General features: G+C 62.7%; 18 protein-coding genes. 6 read left to right on the top strand and 12 right to left on the bottom strand.

The window, feature by feature from the left end:
• From G3N95_RS38910 to kdsD, 11 genes are all read right to left on the bottom strand, one after another.
• Positions 1–636: an LON peptidase substrate-binding domain-containing protein gene (locus tag G3N95_RS38910; RefSeq protein WP_205975389.1), complete on the bottom strand. Its 636-nt coding sequence runs from the start codon at positions 634–636 to the stop codon at positions 1–3.
• Positions 637–694: 58 nt separating this feature from the next.
• On the bottom strand, positions 695–1,588 hold the full coding sequence (gene rapZ, locus G3N95_RS38905) for an RNase adapter RapZ (protein ID WP_205975388.1): 894 nt from the start codon (positions 1,586–1,588) through the stop codon (positions 695–697).
• Positions 1,589–1,665: 77 nt separating this feature from the next.
• Positions 1,666–2,634, bottom strand: coding sequence for an HPr(Ser) kinase/phosphatase (gene hprK / locus G3N95_RS38900; protein ID WP_007579699.1), 969 nt, complete (start codon positions 2,632–2,634; stop codon positions 1,666–1,668).
• Positions 2,635–2,778: 144 nt separating this feature from the next.
• Positions 2,779–3,294, bottom strand: coding sequence for a PTS sugar transporter subunit IIA (locus G3N95_RS38895; RefSeq protein ID WP_028365018.1), 516 nt, complete (start codon positions 3,292–3,294; stop codon positions 2,779–2,781).
• 248 nt (positions 3,295–3,542) lie between these two features.
• Complete coding sequence (gene raiA, locus G3N95_RS38890; protein WP_012399744.1) at positions 3,543–3,902, bottom strand: ribosome-associated translation inhibitor RaiA; 360 nt, start codon at positions 3,900–3,902, stop codon at positions 3,543–3,545.
• 173 nt (positions 3,903–4,075) lie between these two features.
• On the bottom strand, positions 4,076–5,593 hold the full coding sequence (locus tag G3N95_RS38885; protein WP_205975387.1) for an RNA polymerase factor sigma-54: 1,518 nt from the start codon (positions 5,591–5,593) through the stop codon (positions 4,076–4,078).
• 228 nt (positions 5,594–5,821) lie between these two features.
• Positions 5,822–6,604, bottom strand: coding sequence for an LPS export ABC transporter ATP-binding protein (gene lptB / locus G3N95_RS38880; RefSeq protein ID WP_205975386.1), 783 nt, complete (start codon positions 6,602–6,604; stop codon positions 5,822–5,824).
• Positions 6,601–7,278, bottom strand: coding sequence for a lipopolysaccharide transport periplasmic protein LptA (gene lptA, locus G3N95_RS38875; protein WP_205975385.1), 678 nt, complete (start codon positions 7,276–7,278; stop codon positions 6,601–6,603). The genes lptB and lptA overlap by 4 nt, the downstream gene beginning before the upstream one ends.
• A gap of 32 nt (positions 7,279–7,310) precedes the next feature.
• Positions 7,311–7,904 carry an LPS export ABC transporter periplasmic protein LptC gene (lptC, locus tag G3N95_RS38870; protein ID WP_205975384.1) on the bottom strand — a complete coding sequence of 198 codons (594 nt, stop codon included), beginning with the start codon at positions 7,902–7,904 and terminating at the stop codon, positions 7,311–7,313.
• Entirely contained in the window at positions 7,901–8,464 is a 564-nt protein-coding gene (locus G3N95_RS38865; RefSeq protein WP_205975383.1) for an HAD family hydrolase, read from the bottom strand. Before G3N95_RS38865 ends, lptC begins: the two co-directional genes overlap by 4 nt.
• The gene (kdsD, locus tag G3N95_RS38860; protein ID WP_205975382.1) at positions 8,464–9,447 is read right to left on the bottom strand and encodes an arabinose 5-phosphate isomerase KdsD; all 984 of its coding nucleotides are present in this window, start codon (positions 9,445–9,447) and stop codon (positions 8,464–8,466) included. Before kdsD ends, G3N95_RS38865 begins: the two co-directional genes overlap by 1 nt.
• A gap of 148 nt (positions 9,448–9,595) precedes the next feature.
• Between kdsD and G3N95_RS38855 the strand changes: the two genes are divergently transcribed.
• The 5 genes from G3N95_RS38855 (at position 9,596) to purU (ending at position 14,772) form a co-directional block, all read left to right on the top strand.
• Positions 9,596–11,599, top strand: coding sequence for a cation:proton antiporter (locus G3N95_RS38855; protein ID WP_205975403.1), 2,004 nt, complete (start codon positions 9,596–9,598; stop codon positions 11,597–11,599).
• Between the two features lie 126 nt (positions 11,600–11,725).
• A complete protein-coding gene (locus G3N95_RS38850; protein ID WP_205975381.1) occupies positions 11,726–12,292 on the top strand; it encodes an adenine phosphoribosyltransferase in 567 nt (188 codons plus the stop codon).
• Between the two features lie 25 nt (positions 12,293–12,317).
• On the top strand, positions 12,318–12,932 hold the full coding sequence (locus G3N95_RS38845) for a LysE family translocator (protein WP_205975380.1): 615 nt from the start codon (positions 12,318–12,320) through the stop codon (positions 12,930–12,932).
• A gap of 54 nt (positions 12,933–12,986) precedes the next feature.
• Positions 12,987–13,835 (top strand): DUF4743 domain-containing protein, encoded by an 849-nt coding sequence (locus G3N95_RS38840; protein ID WP_205975379.1) that lies wholly within the window; start codon positions 12,987–12,989, stop codon positions 13,833–13,835.
• A 73-nt stretch (positions 13,836–13,908) separates the two neighbouring features.
• Positions 13,909–14,772 carry a formyltetrahydrofolate deformylase gene (purU, locus tag G3N95_RS38835; protein WP_205975378.1) on the top strand — a complete coding sequence of 288 codons (864 nt, stop codon included), beginning with the start codon at positions 13,909–13,911 and terminating at the stop codon, positions 14,770–14,772.
• A gap of 79 nt (positions 14,773–14,851) precedes the next feature.
• On the opposite strand, the gene G3N95_RS38830 is transcribed toward purU, so the two are convergent.
• Positions 14,852–16,090, bottom strand: coding sequence for a PepSY-associated TM helix domain-containing protein (locus G3N95_RS38830; RefSeq protein ID WP_205975377.1), 1,239 nt, complete (start codon positions 16,088–16,090; stop codon positions 14,852–14,854).
• A 352-nt stretch (positions 16,091–16,442) separates the two neighbouring features.
• Here G3N95_RS38830 and G3N95_RS38825 point away from each other — a divergent pair, with 352 nt between their 5' ends.
• Positions 16,443–18,593 carry a TonB-dependent receptor gene (locus G3N95_RS38825; protein ID WP_205975402.1) on the top strand — a complete coding sequence of 717 codons (2,151 nt, stop codon included), beginning with the start codon at positions 16,443–16,445 and terminating at the stop codon, positions 18,591–18,593.
• Positions 18,594–18,776: the final 183 nt, after the last annotated feature.

Here is an 18,776-nt window from a genome sequence, read left to right as displayed (position 1 = left end):
TCAGAGCAGTTGGTGCTGCTGCATGTAGTGATGCACGACGTCGATGCGCGCGCCGGCGTCCTGCAATTCCATCAGCTTTTGCCGCGCCTTTAATGCAATGGGCAGCACTTCGGACAGACGGTTTGACACCCACGTCGGATCGTCGAGTCTGAACGGTTCGACGAACGGCAGGCTTTCCGGATCGCGTTCGCGGATCGTCGCGATGATGCGTTCGAGCACTTCCGCGCACGCGCCGAATTTTTCCATTTGCTGCGTGCCTTCGAGCGGCACGTCGCTGCCGACCAGTTCGGCCATGCCGACCAGCAGGCCGCTCGATTCGACACGATGCGACAGCAGACGGATCCGCTCGGTGCCGCGCGCGCGGATCAGCAGCATGCCGAACTCGTCGACATCGCACACGTCGATCTGCGCGAGACAACCGATGGCCTCGGGCACGGCAGGTTCATTGGGCTGGGCGACTTCTGCGCCGCTCTTCAAGAGACACACGGCAAACGACGTCTCGTCGCGCAGGCAATCGCGCGCCATGTCGAGATAGCGGGCCTCGAAGATTTTCAGCGGCAGCAGTCCATCGGGAAAGAGGACGGTGTGCAATGGAAACAACGGCACATCGGCAAGCACGGACGGTGTAGAGGACATGGCGCAACGCTTCGGTTAGGGCCGCCCCGAGCGGCCGGTCAAGCCACCATCGGGACCCTCAGGCGACCAGTTTCGATGAGTCGTCGACGTCGATCGGCGCATCGCGATGCCGCACTATCACGTTCCCTTCGCTCGCGAAACGCGCGGCCAGCGTTTCGGCGATGAATACCGAGCGGTGCTGTCCGCCCGTACAACCGATTGCAACGGTGAGATAACTGCGGTTGTCGTCACGGAAACCGGGCAGCCACTTCTGCAGGAACGATTCGATGTCGCCGATCATCTGCTGGACGACGGGCAAGGCCTCGAGAAAATCGATCACGGGCTTGTCGAGCCCGGTCAGCGGCCGCAGTTCGCGGTCGTAATAAGGATTGGGCAGGGTGCGCACATCGAACACGAAGTCGGCGTCGAGCGGGACACCGCGCTTGAAGCCAAACGACTCGAACATGAGCGAGAGACCCGTATGTTCCTGTTCGATGAAACGCTTGACCCACATGCGCAAAACGTTTGCCCGCAGGTTGCTGGTGTCGATCTGGTGGCCGAACTCAGCGAGCCCCGCGACGAGTTCGCGTTCGCGCTCGATCGCTTCGGCAAGCGACGTCAGCACGCCGACGTCGGCATCGTGTGCGGGCGAACCCGATAGCGGATGGCGGCGGCGCGTTTCGGAGAAGCGCTGGATCAGGGCCTGCGTGCTGGCGTTCAGGAACAGCACGCGTACATCGTGCTGGCCGGCGAGGTCGCGGATCATTTGCGGCATGTCGTCGAGCGAGGCGCCCGAGCGCGCGTCGATCGCCACCGCGAGCCGGTCCTTGCCGTCGCCCGCGAGATACGTGGCCAGTTCGGGCAGAAAGCGCGGCGGCAGATTGTCGACGCAGTAGTACCCCGCGTCTTCTAACGCGTTCAACGCAACAGACTTGCCGGAGCCGGAGATGCCGGTGATCAGGATAATGCGCATGGAGTCGTGGAATCCGTTGGGTTCATCATAGCATCCGGTGTCACACGCTGTACCGCCGCGGCTTCGCGCGCATCGCTTCAGATCAGCTTGCCGGGAAACTGGCTGTCCGGGTCTTGCATCGCCAGGCGCTGGCGGTCCATGAAGTCGCGCAAGGTGTCGATGCCGCGCAGTTGCAGGATCGTGTTGCGCACTGCCGCCTCGACCAGCACGGCGAGGTTTCGGCCTGCCGCCACCTGAATCGTGACCTTGCTGATGGGCAGACCGAGCACGTCGACAGTCTGGCTTTCCAGCGGCAGCCGCTGGAACTCGCCGTCCGGGCGGCGCACCAGTTGCACGATCAGCTTCAGCTTCATTTTCCGGCGCACGGCCGTTTCACCGAAGATCGTCTTGATGTCGAGCAGACCGAGGCCGCGCACTTCGAGCAGATTCTGCAGCAGCGGTGGGCAACGGCCTTCGACGAAATCGGGGCCGAGGCGCACGAAATCGACGGCGTCGTCGGCCACGAGCCCGTGGCCGCGCGAGATCAGTTCGAGGCCCAGTTCGCTCTTGCCGAGGCCCGAGTCGCCCGTGAGCAGCACGCCCATGCCGAGGATGTCGAGAAACACGCCGTGCAGCGTTGCGCGCGGTGCAAGGATGCGTGACATGTAGAGCCGCAAGCTGTCGATCACGGCAGCGGGCGACATCGGCGTGGTGAAGAGCGGAGTGGACGAGCGCGTGCAGCGCAGAACCAGTTCCGGCGGTGCGGCGACGCCGCCCGCGACCACGAGGAACGGCGGTTCGAGCGCGATCAGCTCGGCCATGTGGCGCGAGCGGTCTTCGTCGGACTGACGCTGGTAGTAGTTGGTTTCGGCTTCGCCGAGCACCTGGATCCGGTTCGGGTGGATCAGGTTGAGGTGGCCGACGAGGTCGGCACTGGACGTTGCGGTTGCAACGGTTTCCGCCGAGAAGCCACGCTCCCAGCCCTCATGCCCCGTCAGCCAGCTGAGTTTCAGCGCGGCGGCGTTGTCGTCGAAAATGCTTTGGGCGTTGATGCTGGACGTATCCATGAATCCCTGACTCCCTGACCTCGTATGTGCCGCTAGGGTGCTGCTCTCGTGCTGCCGTGTCACGCGCGCTGCGAGCCGCGAATCAAACGCGGCGCCAAGGCGCCGTGTTTCTACCGATTCCAGCCGTCGAGCGCCGCCGATATGTCAAGGTTGCCACTGAGTGAGCAGGCGATGCAACGCCTCGCGATCCTCTTCTGTGTGCAGCCGTTCGCGTGCCTCGCGATCCGACAACAGTTGGGCGATCTCCGACAGGATCTCAAGGTGCTGTTGCGTCGCCTGTTCTGGGACGAGCAGGAAGATGAGCAGCGACACGGGCTGGCCGTCCGGCGATTCGAAGGGAATCGGATCGGCGAGCCGCACGAATGCTGCAAGCGGCTGCTTGAGGCCCTTGATGCGGCCGTGCGGGATCGCGACGCCTTCGCCGAGCCCCGTCGAACCGAGACGCTCGCGCGCGAACAGATTGTCGGTCACTGTGCTGCGGGCGATGCCGTTCTGGTTTTCGAAGATCAGGCCCGCTTGCTCGAATACGCGCTTCTTGCTGGTAACGGCTAGGCCGACGACGACGTTTTCGAGGGGAAGATATTTGGCTAAACGATTCATGTTGACAGGCGCAAAGGTCGCCTGGATTCTCCTCGCTGTGGCGTTTGAAAAGCGTTCCATGCCGGTCAGCTGCTCATGGCGAATCCAGCGATGCGCAATGAGCCCTGCTCTTGAGACCCGCAATGATCCCTTTGTGCAGGACTCGGGCTGGACAAAGACCCCGAAGGTAACCGATTTATTATAGAACAGGGTTGCAAGCTATGGTGCGCCGCGCCATGACTCAAAAATTGGGCTGCAACGCCCTCTCAAACAAAAAACCGCCCGATGTCGGGCGGTTTCGCGGGGGTAAGGATAAGCCTCTAACCGGCTTATTGCGGCGGTACTTCAGGTTGCGCCGCTAGCGGCTGATACTTGATCGCTTCGTGCTGATGGCCCTGCAGACGATCCTTGTGACGAATCACCTGGCGGTCGAGCTTGTCGATCATCAGGTCGATCGCGGCGTACAGGTCGCCGTCACAGCTTTCCACGAAAATGTCCTTGCCCTTCAGATGCAGGTTGATTTCAACCTTTTGTCTCTTTTCCTTTTCCTTGTGGTTGTCGACCGAGAGGACCACACTGCCATCGATCACCTGATCGAAATGTCTTAGCACCCTGTCTAGTTTGGTGATCACGTATTCTCGCAACGCTGGCGTTACATCGAGATGGTGTCCACTGATCTTCAGATTCATAGTGCTTCTCCAAGCTAGTGGCCGCCTGGTCCGCATGAATCGCGCGAGCGCCGGTCGATCTCGCAATCCGCCACGCTGTCCCCCGTTGACAGGCTACTGGCAGGTCGCATCGGCCAGCCTGCTCCGCCAAACAGCGGCGCGGCCGGAAAATACCCGCCACAGGAGGTAGCGGGCTACAGAGACTTGCGCAGATTGACTGCCGGGATCTTCAGTGCTTCGCGGTATTTCGCAACTGTACGGCGCGCTACGACGAAACCCTGTTCTGCCAGCAGTTCGGCAATGCGGCTGTCTGAAAGAGGAGATTTGGTGTCTTCTGCTCCTATCAGTTGCTTGATGAGTGCGCGAATGGCCGTGGAAGAGGCCGCGCCCCCCGTGTCGGTGGACACGTGCGATCCGAAGAAGTACTTAAATTCAAGCGTCCCGAATGGGGTGAGCATGTACTTGCCGGTTGTCACACGCGAGACCGTCGACTCGTGTAAACCCAGCGTATCAGCTATTTCCCGCAAAACCAAGGGGCGCATGGCAATTTCGCCGTGGGCGAAAAAGTTCTTTTGACGCTCCACAATTGCCTGCGCGACACGCAGGATCGTCTCGAATCGTTGCTGGATGTTCTTGATCAACCAACGCGCTTCCTGCAGTTGCTGCCGCAGCGAACCGCTGCCCGGATCACCACGATTGTTGCGCAGGATATTCGCGTACAGATGGTTGATACGCAGCTTCGGCACGACTTCCGGATTCAGTTCCGCCTGCCATCCCTGTGCCGTTTTGCGCACCATGATGTCGGGCACGACGTAGTCCGCTTCGGCCTTGCCATACGCTGCACCAGGGAACGGTTCGAGCGAGCGGATCAGCGCATGGGCGTCGCGCAGATCGTCGTCGCTGGCCTTCAGGTACTTGCGCAGACGCGTGAAATCGCGGGCGGCGAGCAGTTCCAGGTGATGCGCGACGATGTCGAGTGCAAGCGTGCGCGTAGGCGACGGATCGAGCCGGCACAGCTGCAGGCGCAGACATTCGGACGCCGAACGCGCGCCGACGCCCGCGGGATCGAAGCTATGCAGCAACGCCAGTGCTGCGTTCAGTTCGTCAGTATCGACTTCGAGTTCTTCGGGCAGGTCGGCGAGTATTTCGTCGAACGTGGCCGTCAGATAGCCGTCGTCGTCGAGCGATTCGATCAGGAACGTGACGAGCGCGCGATCGCGCGGGCTGGCCTGCGTCACGCGAAGTTGAGCAGTCAGGTGATCGCGCAGCGTCGTGGTCGATTCGTGGATTTGCAGCGGCGGCAGATCGTCGTCGTCCGATGCGTTGCCCGAACGGCCGTAGTCGTCGAGGTTCCACTGGCTCGAATCGCCATTCGCATCCGAACCCAGCCCGTTGTATTCGTCGACGCCCTGTGGCTCGGCGTTATCCGAGCCTTCACTGGACGAGGTGGACGAAGACGACGGCGGCGCACTCGACATTTCCTCCGGCGGGGTGTTCTGCGTTGTCTGCGCGATCACGGTACCGTCGGCGGCGACGCGCAACGGACTCGCGATCCAGTCGTCCTCCGCTTCGAGCAGCGGATTCTGTGCGATCGCCATCGAGACTTCCTGTTGCAGTTCGAGCGTAGACAGCTGCAGCAGCCGGATGGACTGTTGCAGTTGTGGTGTCAGCGCAAGATGCTGCGACAGGCGGAGTTGGAGGCTGGCTTTCATGGCAATGTGTGATTCATTGTAGAGAGTTTGCCACGACCGCGATACCTTCCGACACCCGCAAAAACGCGTGTGCATCAGATTTTGGCGCGGACGGCCGTACCACGCGCGTAACGCGAGCGATCACGCGCCAGCGTAGCCCGTCAAAATTACTGAACCTGTTTTTGAAACGGCCCGGAACGAGGGCCGTAGGGCGGGGCGGCACGCGGCGCTCACGCGTCGCGTGCGCGCTTACATGCGGAAGTGTTCGCCCAGATAGACGCGGCGCACACTCTCGTTTTCAATGATGTCGCCGGGTGCGCCTGCTGCGAGCACGCTGCCGTCGCTGATGATGTAGGCATGATCGCAGATACCGAGCGTTTCCCGGACGTTGTGGTCCGTGATGAGCACGCCGATGTTGCGCTGCTTCAGAAACTTCACGATCTTCTGGATTTCCAGAACGGCGATCGGGTCGACGCCCGCGAACGGTTCGTCGAGCAGGATGAAGCTCGGGTTCGTCGCGAGTGCACGAGCGATTTCGACGCGGCGGCGTTCGCCGCCCGACAGCGACAGCGCCGGATTTTCACGCAGATGCGAGATTTGCAGTTCGTCGAGCAGCGCTTCTGTGCGCGACGCAATCGCGTCTTTCGACAGCCGCTTGCCGTCGTCGCCGACCTGCAGTTCGAGCACCGCGCGGATGTTTTGCTCGACGGAAAGCTTGCGGAAGACGGACGCTTCCTGTGGCAGATACGACAGTCCGAGCGACGCGCGCTTGTGGATGGGCAGAAGGCTGATCGACTTGCCGTCGAGATCGATCTCGCCGGCATCGAGCGGCACGAGGCCGACGATCATATAGAACGAGGTTGTCTTGCCCGCGCCGTTCGGGCCGAGCAGGCCGACCACTTCGCCGCTTTTCACGTCGAGCGAGACGTCCTTGACGACCGTGCGCGAGCCATAGCGCTTCTTCAGATTGCGAACGACGAGCGAACTGCTGGTGCCGGCCGGCTTTCGGTTGGGAAGGGCTGGGGCGCTCACGGCTTCGTCGTTCCTTGTGCCGGGAATTGATTGGCGGGCTGGAGCGTCGCCGACGGGCCGCTGAGCGGCTGGGCGCCGCCGTTGCGCGGCGACAGCATCGCGCGCACGCGGCCATTCGGATTGCCCGGGCTCGCGACATCCTTGCCGGCCTTCGCCGTGTAGAAGTCGTTCTGGCCGTCGTAGGTGATCACGCTGCCATGCACTTCGTCCATGATCGTGTTCGTGCCTTGCAGACGGCGCACGGTCGCGCGCGTGGTCAGCGTGGTCAGATCCTGCTTGCCGTCGTAGTCGATGCGTTCGGCATCGCCGTCGATATATTCGTCGACGCCGTCGCGCTTCTGGCGGAAGTACGCGAGGTTCTTACCCGTCGACGTGCCCGTTGCATACTGGTATCCCTGCGGATCCTGCGTCACTTCGACGCGGTCTGCGCGGATCAGGATGGTGCCTTTGGTCGCGACCACGTGGCCGGTAAAAATATTGACCTGCTTGAGGTCGTCATACGTCATGTTGTCCGCTTCGATATTGAGCGGTTTGTCCTTGTCGGCACGTTCGGCGTGCGCAAGCGGCGCAAAGCCGGCAAACGGCAATGCGATCAAAAGTGCCGCAAGCCCGGCGCGGCTCACGCGGAGCGCGCGCGTGTGGCCGGACTCAAAACGGGGGAACGATTCGTTCATGCAGTCACGCTGGAATGGATTTACCCGGGTTGCTACTGGGAGCCGCCGGAGTCGGCCGGGGCAATGGCGCCACGCACGTTGCCGAAGAGCTGGATTACCCGGGTGACATTGTTGTAGTTCATGCCGCTGGCCGTCATGATCGACTGGCCGCGCTGAAGTTTAACCGGCTTTTCCGTCTCGATCACATCGTCGTTCACGAGCACGCGGAAATGCGACGAATCGGCCTGCATTCTCGGGTCGACGCCGCCCGCGTCACGCACGATGCGCGCGTTGCCGTACAGATCGACGATCGACACGTCGCCGTTCACCTTGCCCGTGTCCCCTGTCGCCGTGACGACGGGCTTGCCGGGCTGGAACGCGCGCATGGCCGGTTTGACCAGGTCGCTCACTTCGTCGTCCTCGTAATGAACGAGGTTCGCTGCCGTGAGGCGGTATTGCGTCGAGCCCGACTGATCGAGCTCGGACACCGAGAAGTTGTCCGCGAAATAGTCGGGCGTGTGCTGCTTCGGCTTGATGAGGCCTTCGTCCTGATGCGGCCGGGTGGCCTGCAGCAGCCAGTACGTGACGCCGGCGAGCGCCGCCATCGCGACGAGCGGAATCAGCGAAGTCCAGCGAAACTGGTTCATCCGACGAGGCCTCGCGGCATCGCGCCGCTGCATGCGGCTGCGAGCAGTTCGTCGTAGCGGCCTTGCGCGCGCAGCAGCGCGTCGCACACTTCGCGCACGGCGCCGTGGCCGCCTCGAGCTTCGCTGACCCAGTGCGCACGCGCGATCACTTCGGGATGCGAGTTTGCCGGCGCGGCCGCGAAGCCGACTTTCAGCATGACGGCGAGATCGACCCAATCGTCGCCCATATAGCCGCATTCTTCGGGCGTGCGGCCTGTTTCCTTCATCAACTGCTCAAATGCCGCCAGCTTGTGCTCGACGCCTTGATAGACATGCGTGATGCGCAGATTTTCCGCGCGCTTCGCGACGATCTCCGATTGACGCCCCGTGATGATCGCCGTGTCGATGCCGGCTTCGCGCAGCAGCTTCGCGCCGTGGCCATCCATCGAGTTGAACGCTTTCATCGTGTCGCCCTGGGCTGTAAACAGCAGGCCGCCGTCGGTGAGCACGCCATCGACGTCGAAAATCATCAGCTTCACGCGGCTCGCGCGTTCGGCGGCGGTCAGGGCGGCAGGGGCCATCAGATCACCTTCTTCGAAAACAGATCATGCATGTTGAGCGCGCCGATCAGCTTGCCTGCTTCATCGACGACGAGCATCTGATTGATCCGATGGCGTTCCATCAGTTCCACGGCTTCGACGGCGAGGCGGTCGGGACCGATGGTGCGCGGGCCGTGCGTCATTACGGAATCGATAGTCAGCGCGCGGAAATCGCCGTCGCGCTCGAGCACGCGGCGCAGGTCGCCGTCGGTGAAGATGCCCTTGACCCGCTCGTTTTCGTCGACGATGGCGGTCATGCCCATGCGTTTCGCCGTCAACTGGAACAGCGCGTCGCGCACGGTCGCGTCGAACAGCACCTTCGGAATCTGGTCGCCCGTGCGCATCACATCGCGCACGTAGGTCAGCAGGCGGCGGCCGAGCGCGCCGCCCGGATGCGAGCGTGCGAAATCGTCGGCGCCGAAGCCGCGCGCTTCGAGCACGGCAACGGCGAGCGCGTCGCCGAGCGCAAGCGCGGCCGTCGTGCTGGCTGTCGGCGCGAGATTGTGCGGACACGCTTCTTTTTCGACGCCGCAATATAGATGCACGTCGGCGATCTTCGCGAGGCTCGAGCCAGGGCGGCCTGTCATTGCGATCATCTTCGCGCCGAGGCGCTTGACGAGCGGCAGGATCGCGACGAGTTCTTCCGACTCGCCGGAATTCGACAGGCCAATGAACACGTCGTCCGCGGTCACCATACCGAGGTCGCCGTGGCTCGCTTCGGCGGGATGCACGAAGAACGCGGGCGTGCCCGTGCTGGCGAGCGTCGCCGCGAGCTTGCGCGCGATATGACCGGATTTGCCGATGCCGGACACGACCACGCGTCCACGGCAGCCAAGGATGAAATCGATTGCTTCGACGAATGCGTCGTCGAGATGGTCGCGAAGGGCGCGCACGGCGTCCGCTTCGATGTCGAGCACGTCGCGAGCGAGCGCAAGTGCCCGGTCGCCATTGATTTTCGCTATCATCCGGAGAGTATAGCAAAGGCGCATGTTCGCCGCGCCGGGAACGACCTTTCCGGACATTGCCTTCACGGGCCCCTCAACCTTGCTGCGCGGGCGTTTGCGCGTGGCTTCGCCGACGAACCAGGACGCTCACCCGGATGCGCTTTTGCCGATGATTTCGCCGCTCGAAATGACGCTGTTCCTGCTGCTGGCTTCAGTGGTGGGCGTCGTCGTGTTCCGCTATCTGAACCTGCCGCCGATGCTCGGCTATCTGTCCGTCGGGATCGTGGTCGGGCCGCACGCGTTCGGCATCGTGCCCGACTCGGTCGGCGCGCAGAACCTCGCGGAATTCGGTGTCGTGTTCCTGATGTTCTCGATCGGGCTGGAGTTTTCGCTCGCGAAGTTGCGCTCGATGCGCCGGCTCGTGTTTGGACTGGGGCTGTTGCAAGTGCTCGGCACGATCGCCGTGGCGGTGTCGCTCGGTTTCGTGTTCGAGCGCTGGGTGCATATCTCATGGCAGGCGAGCGTCGCGCTGGGCGGCGCGCTGGCGATGTCGTCGACGGCCATCGTCAGCAAGATGCTCGCGGAGCGGCTCGAAATCGAAACCGAGCACGGCCGCAATATCTTCGGCGTGCTGCTGTTCCAGGATCTGGCCGTGGTGCCGCTGCTGATCGTCATTGCGGCGCTCGGCGGCAGTTCGGACGATCTCGTCAGGTCGCTCGGCATCGCATCGATCAAGATCGTGATCGCGCTGGCGCTGCTGCTGATCGTCGGACAGAAGTTCATGACGCGCTGGTTCAACGTCGTCGCGCGGCGCCGCTCGCAGGAACTGTTCATCCTGAACCTGCTGCTCGTCACGCTGGGCGCCGCGTTCATCACGGATAAATTCGGCCTGTCGCTCGCGCTCGGCGCGTTCATCGCGGGCATGCTGATCGCCGAAACGCCGTACCGTCATCAGGTGGAAGAAGACATCAAGCCGTTTCGCGATGTGCTGCTTGGTCTCTTCTTCGTGACGACGGGCATGCTGCTCAATCCGCGCGTGATCTGGGAGCATCCGCTGATCGTGCTCGCGTTCCTGATCGGCCCGGTGCTGCTGAAAGCGGTGATGATCACGGGCCTCGCGCGTCTGTTCGGCGCAACGCCGGGCGTGGCGATGCGCACGGGTATCGGGCTTGCGCAGGCGGGCGAATTCGGCTTCGTGCTGCTCAACCTGATTCTCGATAAACACCTGGTCGACGCAACGCTGTTGCAGGCGATTCTCGCCGCAATGCTGCTGTCGATGCTCGCCGCGCCGTTCATGATCCAGAACGCGGACCGCATCGTGCTGCGGCTGTCGTCGACAGAATGGATGATGCAGTCGTTGCAGATGACGCGCATCGCGACGCAAAGCCTGAAGCAGAGCGGTCACGTGATCATCTGCGGCTACGGCCGCGCCGGACAGAACCTCGCGCGCATGCTGGAGCATGAAGGGCTGTCGTATGTCGCGCTCGACCTCGATCCCGACCGCGTGGCGGCCGCTGCGGCGGCGGGCGAATCGGTCGTGTTCGGCGACGCCGGGCGGCGCGAGTCGCTGCTCGCAGCGGGTATCCACCGTGCGGCAACCGTGGCGATCACGTATGCGAACACGCCGTCGGCGCTGCGCGTGCTGCACAACATTCACGAACTCGAGCCGACGTTGCCCGTGATCGTGCGCACTGTCGACGACAGCGACCTCGAAAAGCTGCTCGCGGCGGGCGCGACGGAAGTGATTCCGGAGATCGTCGAAGGCAGCCTGATGCTCGCCTCGCACACGCTGGTCGTGATGGGCGTGCCGATGCGCCGCGTCGTGCGGCGTGTCGAGGAACTGCGCGACGAGCGTTATAGTCTGCTGCGCGGCTACTTCCACGGCGCCGACGACGTGGATGACGACGACGGTCACGAGCAGGTGCGGCTACAATCGGTGCCCGTCGACGAAAAGGCCGATGCCGTCGGTCGCACGCTCGAAGAACTCGGGCTGTTCGATCTCGGCGTCGAGGTGACGGCGATCCGCCGGCATGGCATTCGCGGTGTCGAGCCCGATCCGTCGACCAAGCTGCGCGCGAGCGACATCGTCGTGCTGCGCGGTTTGCCCGAAGCGCTGGCGGAAGCGGAAGAGCGTCTGTCGAAGCATCGGCGTGCGGGCGCGGCGGCGGCCTGACGCTTGCTGTCGTTCTTCACCGTAGATCACGCGGCGCGCGCCGTTCCCCTCGTTTTACGGACGCGTGCTGCATTCAGGCAATTCACTGGAAATATCGGGGTCGTCACAGACCCGTCTGGAGTCATCATGTCCAACGCGCCCGCGAATCAGCCATTCGATCCGGCCGAATACATCAACAGCGAAATTCGAACAGTGCCCGACTGGCCGCAGGCCGGCGTGCAGTTCCGCGACATCACGCCGCTTCTGCAAAAGCCGAAATCGCTGCGCGTGCTGATCGACCTGTTCGTGCAGCGTTATATCGACCAGAAGCTCGACTACGTGGCCGGTCTCGACGCGCGCGGTTTCATCATCGGGCCGATTCTCGCGTATGAGTTGAATCTCGGCTTCATCCCGATCCGCAAGATCGGCAAGCTGCCGTACAAGACGGTGTCCGAATCGTACGAACTCGAATACGGCTCGGCAACTGTGGAAATTCACGAGGACGCCTGCAAGCAGGGTGACCGCGTCGTGATCGTCGACGATCTGATCGCGACGGGCGGCACGATGATGGCGGGCAAGAAGCTGCTCGAACGGCTCGGTGCGACGGTGATCGAAGGCGCGGCGATCGTCGATCTGCCCGACCTTGGCGGCTCGAAGCTGCTGCGCGGCGCGGGCCTGCCGCTCTTCACCGTCACGTCGTTCGGCGGCCACTGATCTCAGTCAACGGAGTGTTTGCGCGATGCCCAACTTCCTGCTTTTTCTCGCGACGTCGATAGCGATCACGTTCGCACCCGGTCCCGACAATCTGCAGGTTCTCGCGCGCGGCATTTCGCAGGGGCGCGCAGCGGGCTTCGTCGCGGCGCTCGGCTTCGCGGCGGGCATTTCATTTCACACCACGCTTGCCGCGCTCGGCATCGCGGCCGTGCTGCGCTCGTCGCCCGTCGCGTTCGAGGTGCTCAAGCTCGCGGGCGCTGCGTATCTGATCTGGATTGGTATCAAGGCATTGCGCAGCAAAGGACTCGCGACGGCGCACGAACGCCCGCCGCAGCCGCTTTCGTCGATCTTCCGGCAGAGCGTGATCGGCAACATGCTGAACCCGAAGGTCACACTGTTCTTCGTCGTGTTCCTGCCGCAATTCGTCGACCCGCATGGCGCGCAAAGCGTCACGCTGCAGATGCTCGAACTGGGCGCGCTGTTCATGCTGCAAACGGTTATCGTGTTTTCGTTGTTCGGCGTGTGTGCGGGCATGATCGGCGGATGGCTGAAGCGCCGTCCGCGCGCGGGTGTGTGGCTCGATCGTCTCGCAGGTGCGACCTTCATCGCGATCGGTATTCGCGTCGCGTTGCGCGACTGAGTCGGGTTGGTACTTTTGCTTGCGCTTCATCCATCACGCTGTACGGAGTTTTCAATGTCTTTGCCTTGCATCGTCGCCGCGCGCCGTTTCGATCGTGCGTTGCATCTGCCGTTCGTGATCGGCGATGAGCGCGTCGGCTGGATTCGCGCGAACGATGTCCCGTTGCTCGCGCGCTGGCCCGACGTGTTCGACATCGACGCGCAGCGCGTGCTGCTGGCGCCGCAATTCGACACGGTCGATCTGCGTAGCGCGGCGCTCGGCTCGGTGATCGGTGCGCTTGCAGCCGAGGGCCGCATTCCCGGCTGGCGCGATGAAACCTACGCGATCCGCAACGCTTTCGATGCACCGCCGCTCGCGTATATCGAGCGCGCGGCGTCGCGCTTTTTCGGCACGATGACGTACGCGGTGCATCTGAACGGCGTCGTAGAATACGTGGATCGCGCGCCGCAACTGTGGATCGCGCGCCGCAGCGAGACGAAGGCAACCGATCCCGGCATGCTCGACAACGTCGTCGCAGGCGGCATCGGCTGGGGTTTCAGCCTCGCCGAAACGATCGTCAAGGAGTGCTGGGAAGAAGCGGGCATTCCGGAAGAGATCGCCGCGCGCGCAGTCGCGGGACGCACGGCGCACGTGCTGCAGTCACTGCCCGAAGGCACGCAGGCCGAGCAGATTTTCATCTACGACCTCGCGTTGCCCGAAGACTTCGCGCCGCGCAATCAGGACGGCGAAGTCGGCGAGCATCGGCTGGCGCGCATCGAAGATGTTGCGCAGGCGATCGAAGAAGGTGCGATGACCGTCGATGCCAGTCTCGCGACGCTCGATTGCCTGTTGCGCCGCCGCTGGATCGACGAGGACGCGTGCGCCGGTATCGACGCGCTGTTCGAGTCGCCCGTTCTCGATTGAAGCAACGCGCAGTGCCCGAAACGCCGCAATCCACATCAAGCAACACGCACTGAAGAAGGGAGTCACCGAGGTCATGTCGACCGAACACAGCTTTATTCTCAAACTGTCGTGCGCCGACCGGCCCGGCATCGTTCACGCCGTTTCGGGCTTTCTGTTCGAGCGTGGCAGCAACATCCTCGACTCCGCGCAATTCGGCGACAGCCACACGGGCGAATTTTTCATGCGCGTCCACTTCCAGCAGGTGGGCGGCGATCCCGGTCTCGACGCGCTGCGCGAAGCGTTTGCGACGCTCGCCGAGCAGTTCGGCATGCGTTGGGAACTGCACGATGCGAACGTGAAGCCGCGCGTCGTGATCATGGTGTCGAAGATCGGCCATTGTCTGAACGATCTGCTGTTTCGCTATCGTACGGGGCAGCTGAACATCGAGATTCCGGCCATCATCTCGAACCACAAGGAGTTCTATCAGCTCGCCGCGAGCTACGACATTCCGTTCCATCACTTCCCGCTGACGTCGAGCGATACGAAAGCGCATCAGGAAGCACGCGTGCTCGAAGTAATCGACGAATGCAAGGCAGACCTCGTGGTGCTCGCGCGCTATATGCAGATTCTGTCGCCGGAACTGTGCGCGCGGCTGACGGGGCGCGCGATCAACATTCATCATTCGTTCCTGCCGAGCTTCAAGGGCGCGAAGCCGTATTACCAGGCATTCGATCGCGGCGTGAAGCTGATCGGCGCAACGGCGCACTACGTGACGACGGACCTCGACGAAGGCCCGATCATCGAGCAGGAAGTGGAGCGCGTCGATCACAGCATGACGCCGGATCAGCTGACCGCGATCGGCCGCGACGTCGAATGCGTGACACTGGCGCGCGCCGTGAAGTGGCACGTCGAACATCGGATCGTGCTGAACGGCAGCAAGACGGTCGTGTTCCGCTGATTGTTTTTTTGTTTTCGTGAAACCGGCGCGTGCCTTGATGGGCCGCGCCGGTTTTTTTATTGTCGAAAGAGCGGCAGCGTTACCGTGAAGCGGCGCTTTCCGTCTGCGCTTGAACCACGCGCGCCGCTGTCTTGCGCGCGCTCGACGCCTGGCGGCGTGCGTTCATCTTCTTCAGCCAGATCAGCAGGCCGGTGGCGCTCAGCACGGCGACCATCAAGCCGACGCAGCTGATCAGAATGCGTCCGCCGATGCCGAGGATGCGCCCCGAATGCAGAGGGAATTGTGCCTGCATGAACAGGTCGCCTGCCGTGCCCTTGCCGGGAATCTGCGCGCCGAGCGGCTGGCCGTTCTGCGCATTCCAGTACGTCCACGCATTGCCGAGACCGCCGTCGCCGTGGTCGTCGCCGGCGGTGAAATAGCCTATGCCGTACACGTGGAACATCGGCGCGTAGTAGATCGCGCCCGCCGGTGCTTCGATATGTTTGTCGGCGCGCGCCTGTTCGGCCAGCTTCAGAACCTGTTCGCGCGCGATAGGAGCTTCATCCGGCTTGGCGTTGGGCAGCAGCGAAGGATCGGTGAAAGGCGTCGGCGTCACAGTCGAGAAGAGCTTGACGATCGGCTGGACGACGGGCGCGGACAGATTCATCGACACCGACGTCACCGCCATCATCAGAAGCAAGCCCCAGATCCACACGCCGCCCGACCGGTGCAGGTCGAACGTGAGCGCATAGCCACCGCGCCGCACGCGAAACGCGAACGACTTCTTCCACGCCTTCATGCTCGGAAATGACAGCACGAGCGCGATCACGCTGTCGAAAATCCACACGATTCCGACGATGCCCATCAGCCATGTGCCGATGTCGATGCCGCGCGTGAACGGCAGGAACAGCGTGTAGTGCAGCTTGTAGATGAACGGCATCAGATTGAGACGCGCGACGGACAACGCGCCCCATTCGCGGCGGCTCTGAATCGCGCCTGTGGCGGGATCGACGGCGATCTGGTTGAAGTCGAGCGGATACGGCTGCTTCGTCTTCGGATCGACGCGGGGCAGCACCATCATCTGCAACGCGTGTCCAGGTTCGACGGAGAGCGGCAGGTAAGTCACCTGCAAGCGTGGATCGTTCGCTTCGACACGGCGCGCGAGTTCCAGCGACGGCAGCGGCTGCGCGTCGTTACGCGAATAGAAGAACGTCGGGTTGAGCATCGCGTCGAGTTCGTGATCCCACGCGATCAATGCGCCCGTCAGCCCCGCGACGAACAGAAACAGCGCCGTCCCGATGCCGAACCAGCGATGCAGCCGCACGAACAGCGGTCTCATGCACGACTCCCGCCGGAAACGACGGGCATGGACGGCGGAAAAGTGACGGACATGACGGCGCACTGCCTCTGAATAAGAATGATTCGCATCTTATTGGGCGCGGGCAGATGTCGCAAGTGTTTCGTAAACCCGTGCTGACTTCGAAGAGGCAAAGCGCCTGCGGTTTTATGCCGACGCGACAAAATGTCGCAGATAAACGTTTACAGAAGACCAACAGTTCCGGCATCATTCGCCCTTGTATAAATGGGAATGATTCTCATTGCACGGTTTTTCGCATGGATGCTCGGGAACAACAATGAAAAAGATGATCGGAAAAGGGGCGGGTCAGCAACACCGCAAGAAGGCGCCTGTGATGGGCGCGCTGCACGTTGCCGCGCTGCTGGCATTCGTTGCCAGCCAGAGCGCGTATGCGCAGTCCGAAGCCACAGGCAATGCGGCGAACGCCGCCGCGGCCGGCTCGGCTAGCGACGCAGCCGCCGACAAGGCGTTGCCCGTCGTCAAGGTGACGGCTGCGCAAGACTCGCTGCAGCATCTGAACACCGACGTCAGCAGCGGCGCGCTCGGCACACGTACTCAGCTCGACACGCCGTTCTCGACGACCGTCGTCACCAGCGAAGAACTGCAGGACATGCAACCGCAGAAGCTCGGCGACGTGTTCGCGCGCGATGCATCCGTCTCCGACAACGGCAATCCGTACAGCGCATGGGCGACGTATCTGAGCGTGCGCGGCATGCAGCTCGACTGGCAGAACGGCTTCAAGATCGACGGATTGCCGTTCAACAGCTACGGCATCACGATGCCGTACGAGCAGCTGGAACGCGTCGAACTGCTGAAGGGGCTGTCCGGTTTCATGTATGGCTTCGGCGCGCCGGGTGGCGTCGTCAACTACGTGACGAAGAAGCCGCCGGTCGGCGATACGCCGATTCGCAGCGTCGATCTCGGCTATCGCAACGACGGCGTATGGAGCGAGCACGCGGATCTCGGCGGGCGTGCCGGTCCGAACGGCATGTTCGGCTATCGCCTGAACGCGACGCACGAAGAAGGGCAGACGTACAACGACGGCAACATCCGCCGCGACGCGTTCTCGCTCGCGCTCGACGCGCGCATCACGCGCGACCTCACGGCGACGTTCGGCGCGCTGTATCAGGATCATCACGCGACGGGGCAGGGCGGCTCGATTTCGACGGCGCAATATGTCGGCACGTCGCTGCCGACGACGGTCAGCGGCTCCACCGACAATCTCGGCAACGCGTCGCAGCACCTGAACACGAATCTCCAGCTGTACACAGCGGGCCTTCACTACAACCTGACGCCCGACTGGACAGCGAGCCTCACCTACAGCTTCAGCAAGAGCTTCCGCGATCGTAACGAGAGCACGTTCTTCCTGGAGAACCCGTCGGGCGATTACACGGATTACCGCTTCGCCGGCAAGGAAGGACATCGTCTGAGCTTGTGGCAGGCGATGGTCGAAGGCAACGTGAAGACGGGACCGTTCCAGCATCAGCTGGTATTCGGCGCCGCGTGGCAGAAGCAGGTGAACGAGTACGAAGCGACCAGCGCGTACGAGTTCATCGGTAACGGCAACATCTATTCGCCGAACAACAACTACCTCTACAGCCCCGAAGGCCTCACGACGTACCGCGCGGGCGACATCACGCAAAAAGCGCTGTTCGCGAGCGATACGATCCAGTTGACGGAACGCTGGTCGGTGCTCGGCGGCGTGCGTTACACCAACTACGAGCAGAACGGCTACACGCTGACTGGCGCGACGAGTTCGCACTACAGCCAGAGCGGCGTGCTCACGCCTTCCGTCGCGTTGATGTTCAAGCTCGCGCCGACCACGACGATCTACACGAGCTATGTCGAATCGCTCGAAGCCGGTTCGATCGTCGACTTCACGTATGCGAATGCCGGGCAGATGCTCAACCCGCTGCGCAGCAAGCAGTACGAAGTCGGCATCAAGACCGAGCAGACGCGCTGGAGCGCGAGCGCGGCGCTGTTCCGCATCGAGCGCGGCGCGGAATACGCGAACAGCGCGAATGTCTACGTGCAGGACGGCGAGTCGATTTTCGAAGGCGCCGAAGCGGGCGCGGATGTGCGGCTCGGCGCGGGCTGGGCGATCGGTGGCGACCTGATGTGGCTGCACACGAAGTACGAGCGCGGTTCGTCGTTCGACGGCAACCGCGTTGCGGGTGCGCCCGGCTTCGTCGCTGCGGGTCATGTGACGTATAGCGTGCCGTACGTGCCGGGCCTCAAAGTTGGCGCCGATGCGAAGTTCACGGGCAATACCACCGTGCGTCCTGCGGGCGATCTGAAGGCGGGCGGCTATACGCTCTTCAACGTCGGCGCGACGTATGCGACGAAGATCGGCGGATATGGCGTGACCTTCCGTGCCGCACTCGACAACATCACGAACAAACGCTACTGGGAGTACCAGTACGCCGACTACATCTCGCCGGGCGATCCGCGCACGGTGTCGCTCAACGCGCGTATCGACTTCTGAGCATCGGGTCGTACGGATGTCGCGAGTATCGCGGATATGAAAAAGGGCGGCCTCGCGGTCTAATGCCGTTCAGTTAAGGTCTCTTTTGAGGACTCGAACGGTATAACGAAACGGTCTGGACTTGACGGCCCGAGCGCAAGAGCGCCCGGGCCGTTTTTCGTTGATAAGTTGCTTGAGCCGCTC

It is taken from the genome of Paraburkholderia sp. Tr-20389 (genome assembly GCF_017104565.1).
Classification (GTDB): Bacteria; Pseudomonadota; Gammaproteobacteria; order Burkholderiales; family Burkholderiaceae; genus Paraburkholderia.
The sequence above is the reverse complement of the archived record's forward strand: the minus strand, read 5'-3'. Positions and strand labels throughout refer to the sequence as shown.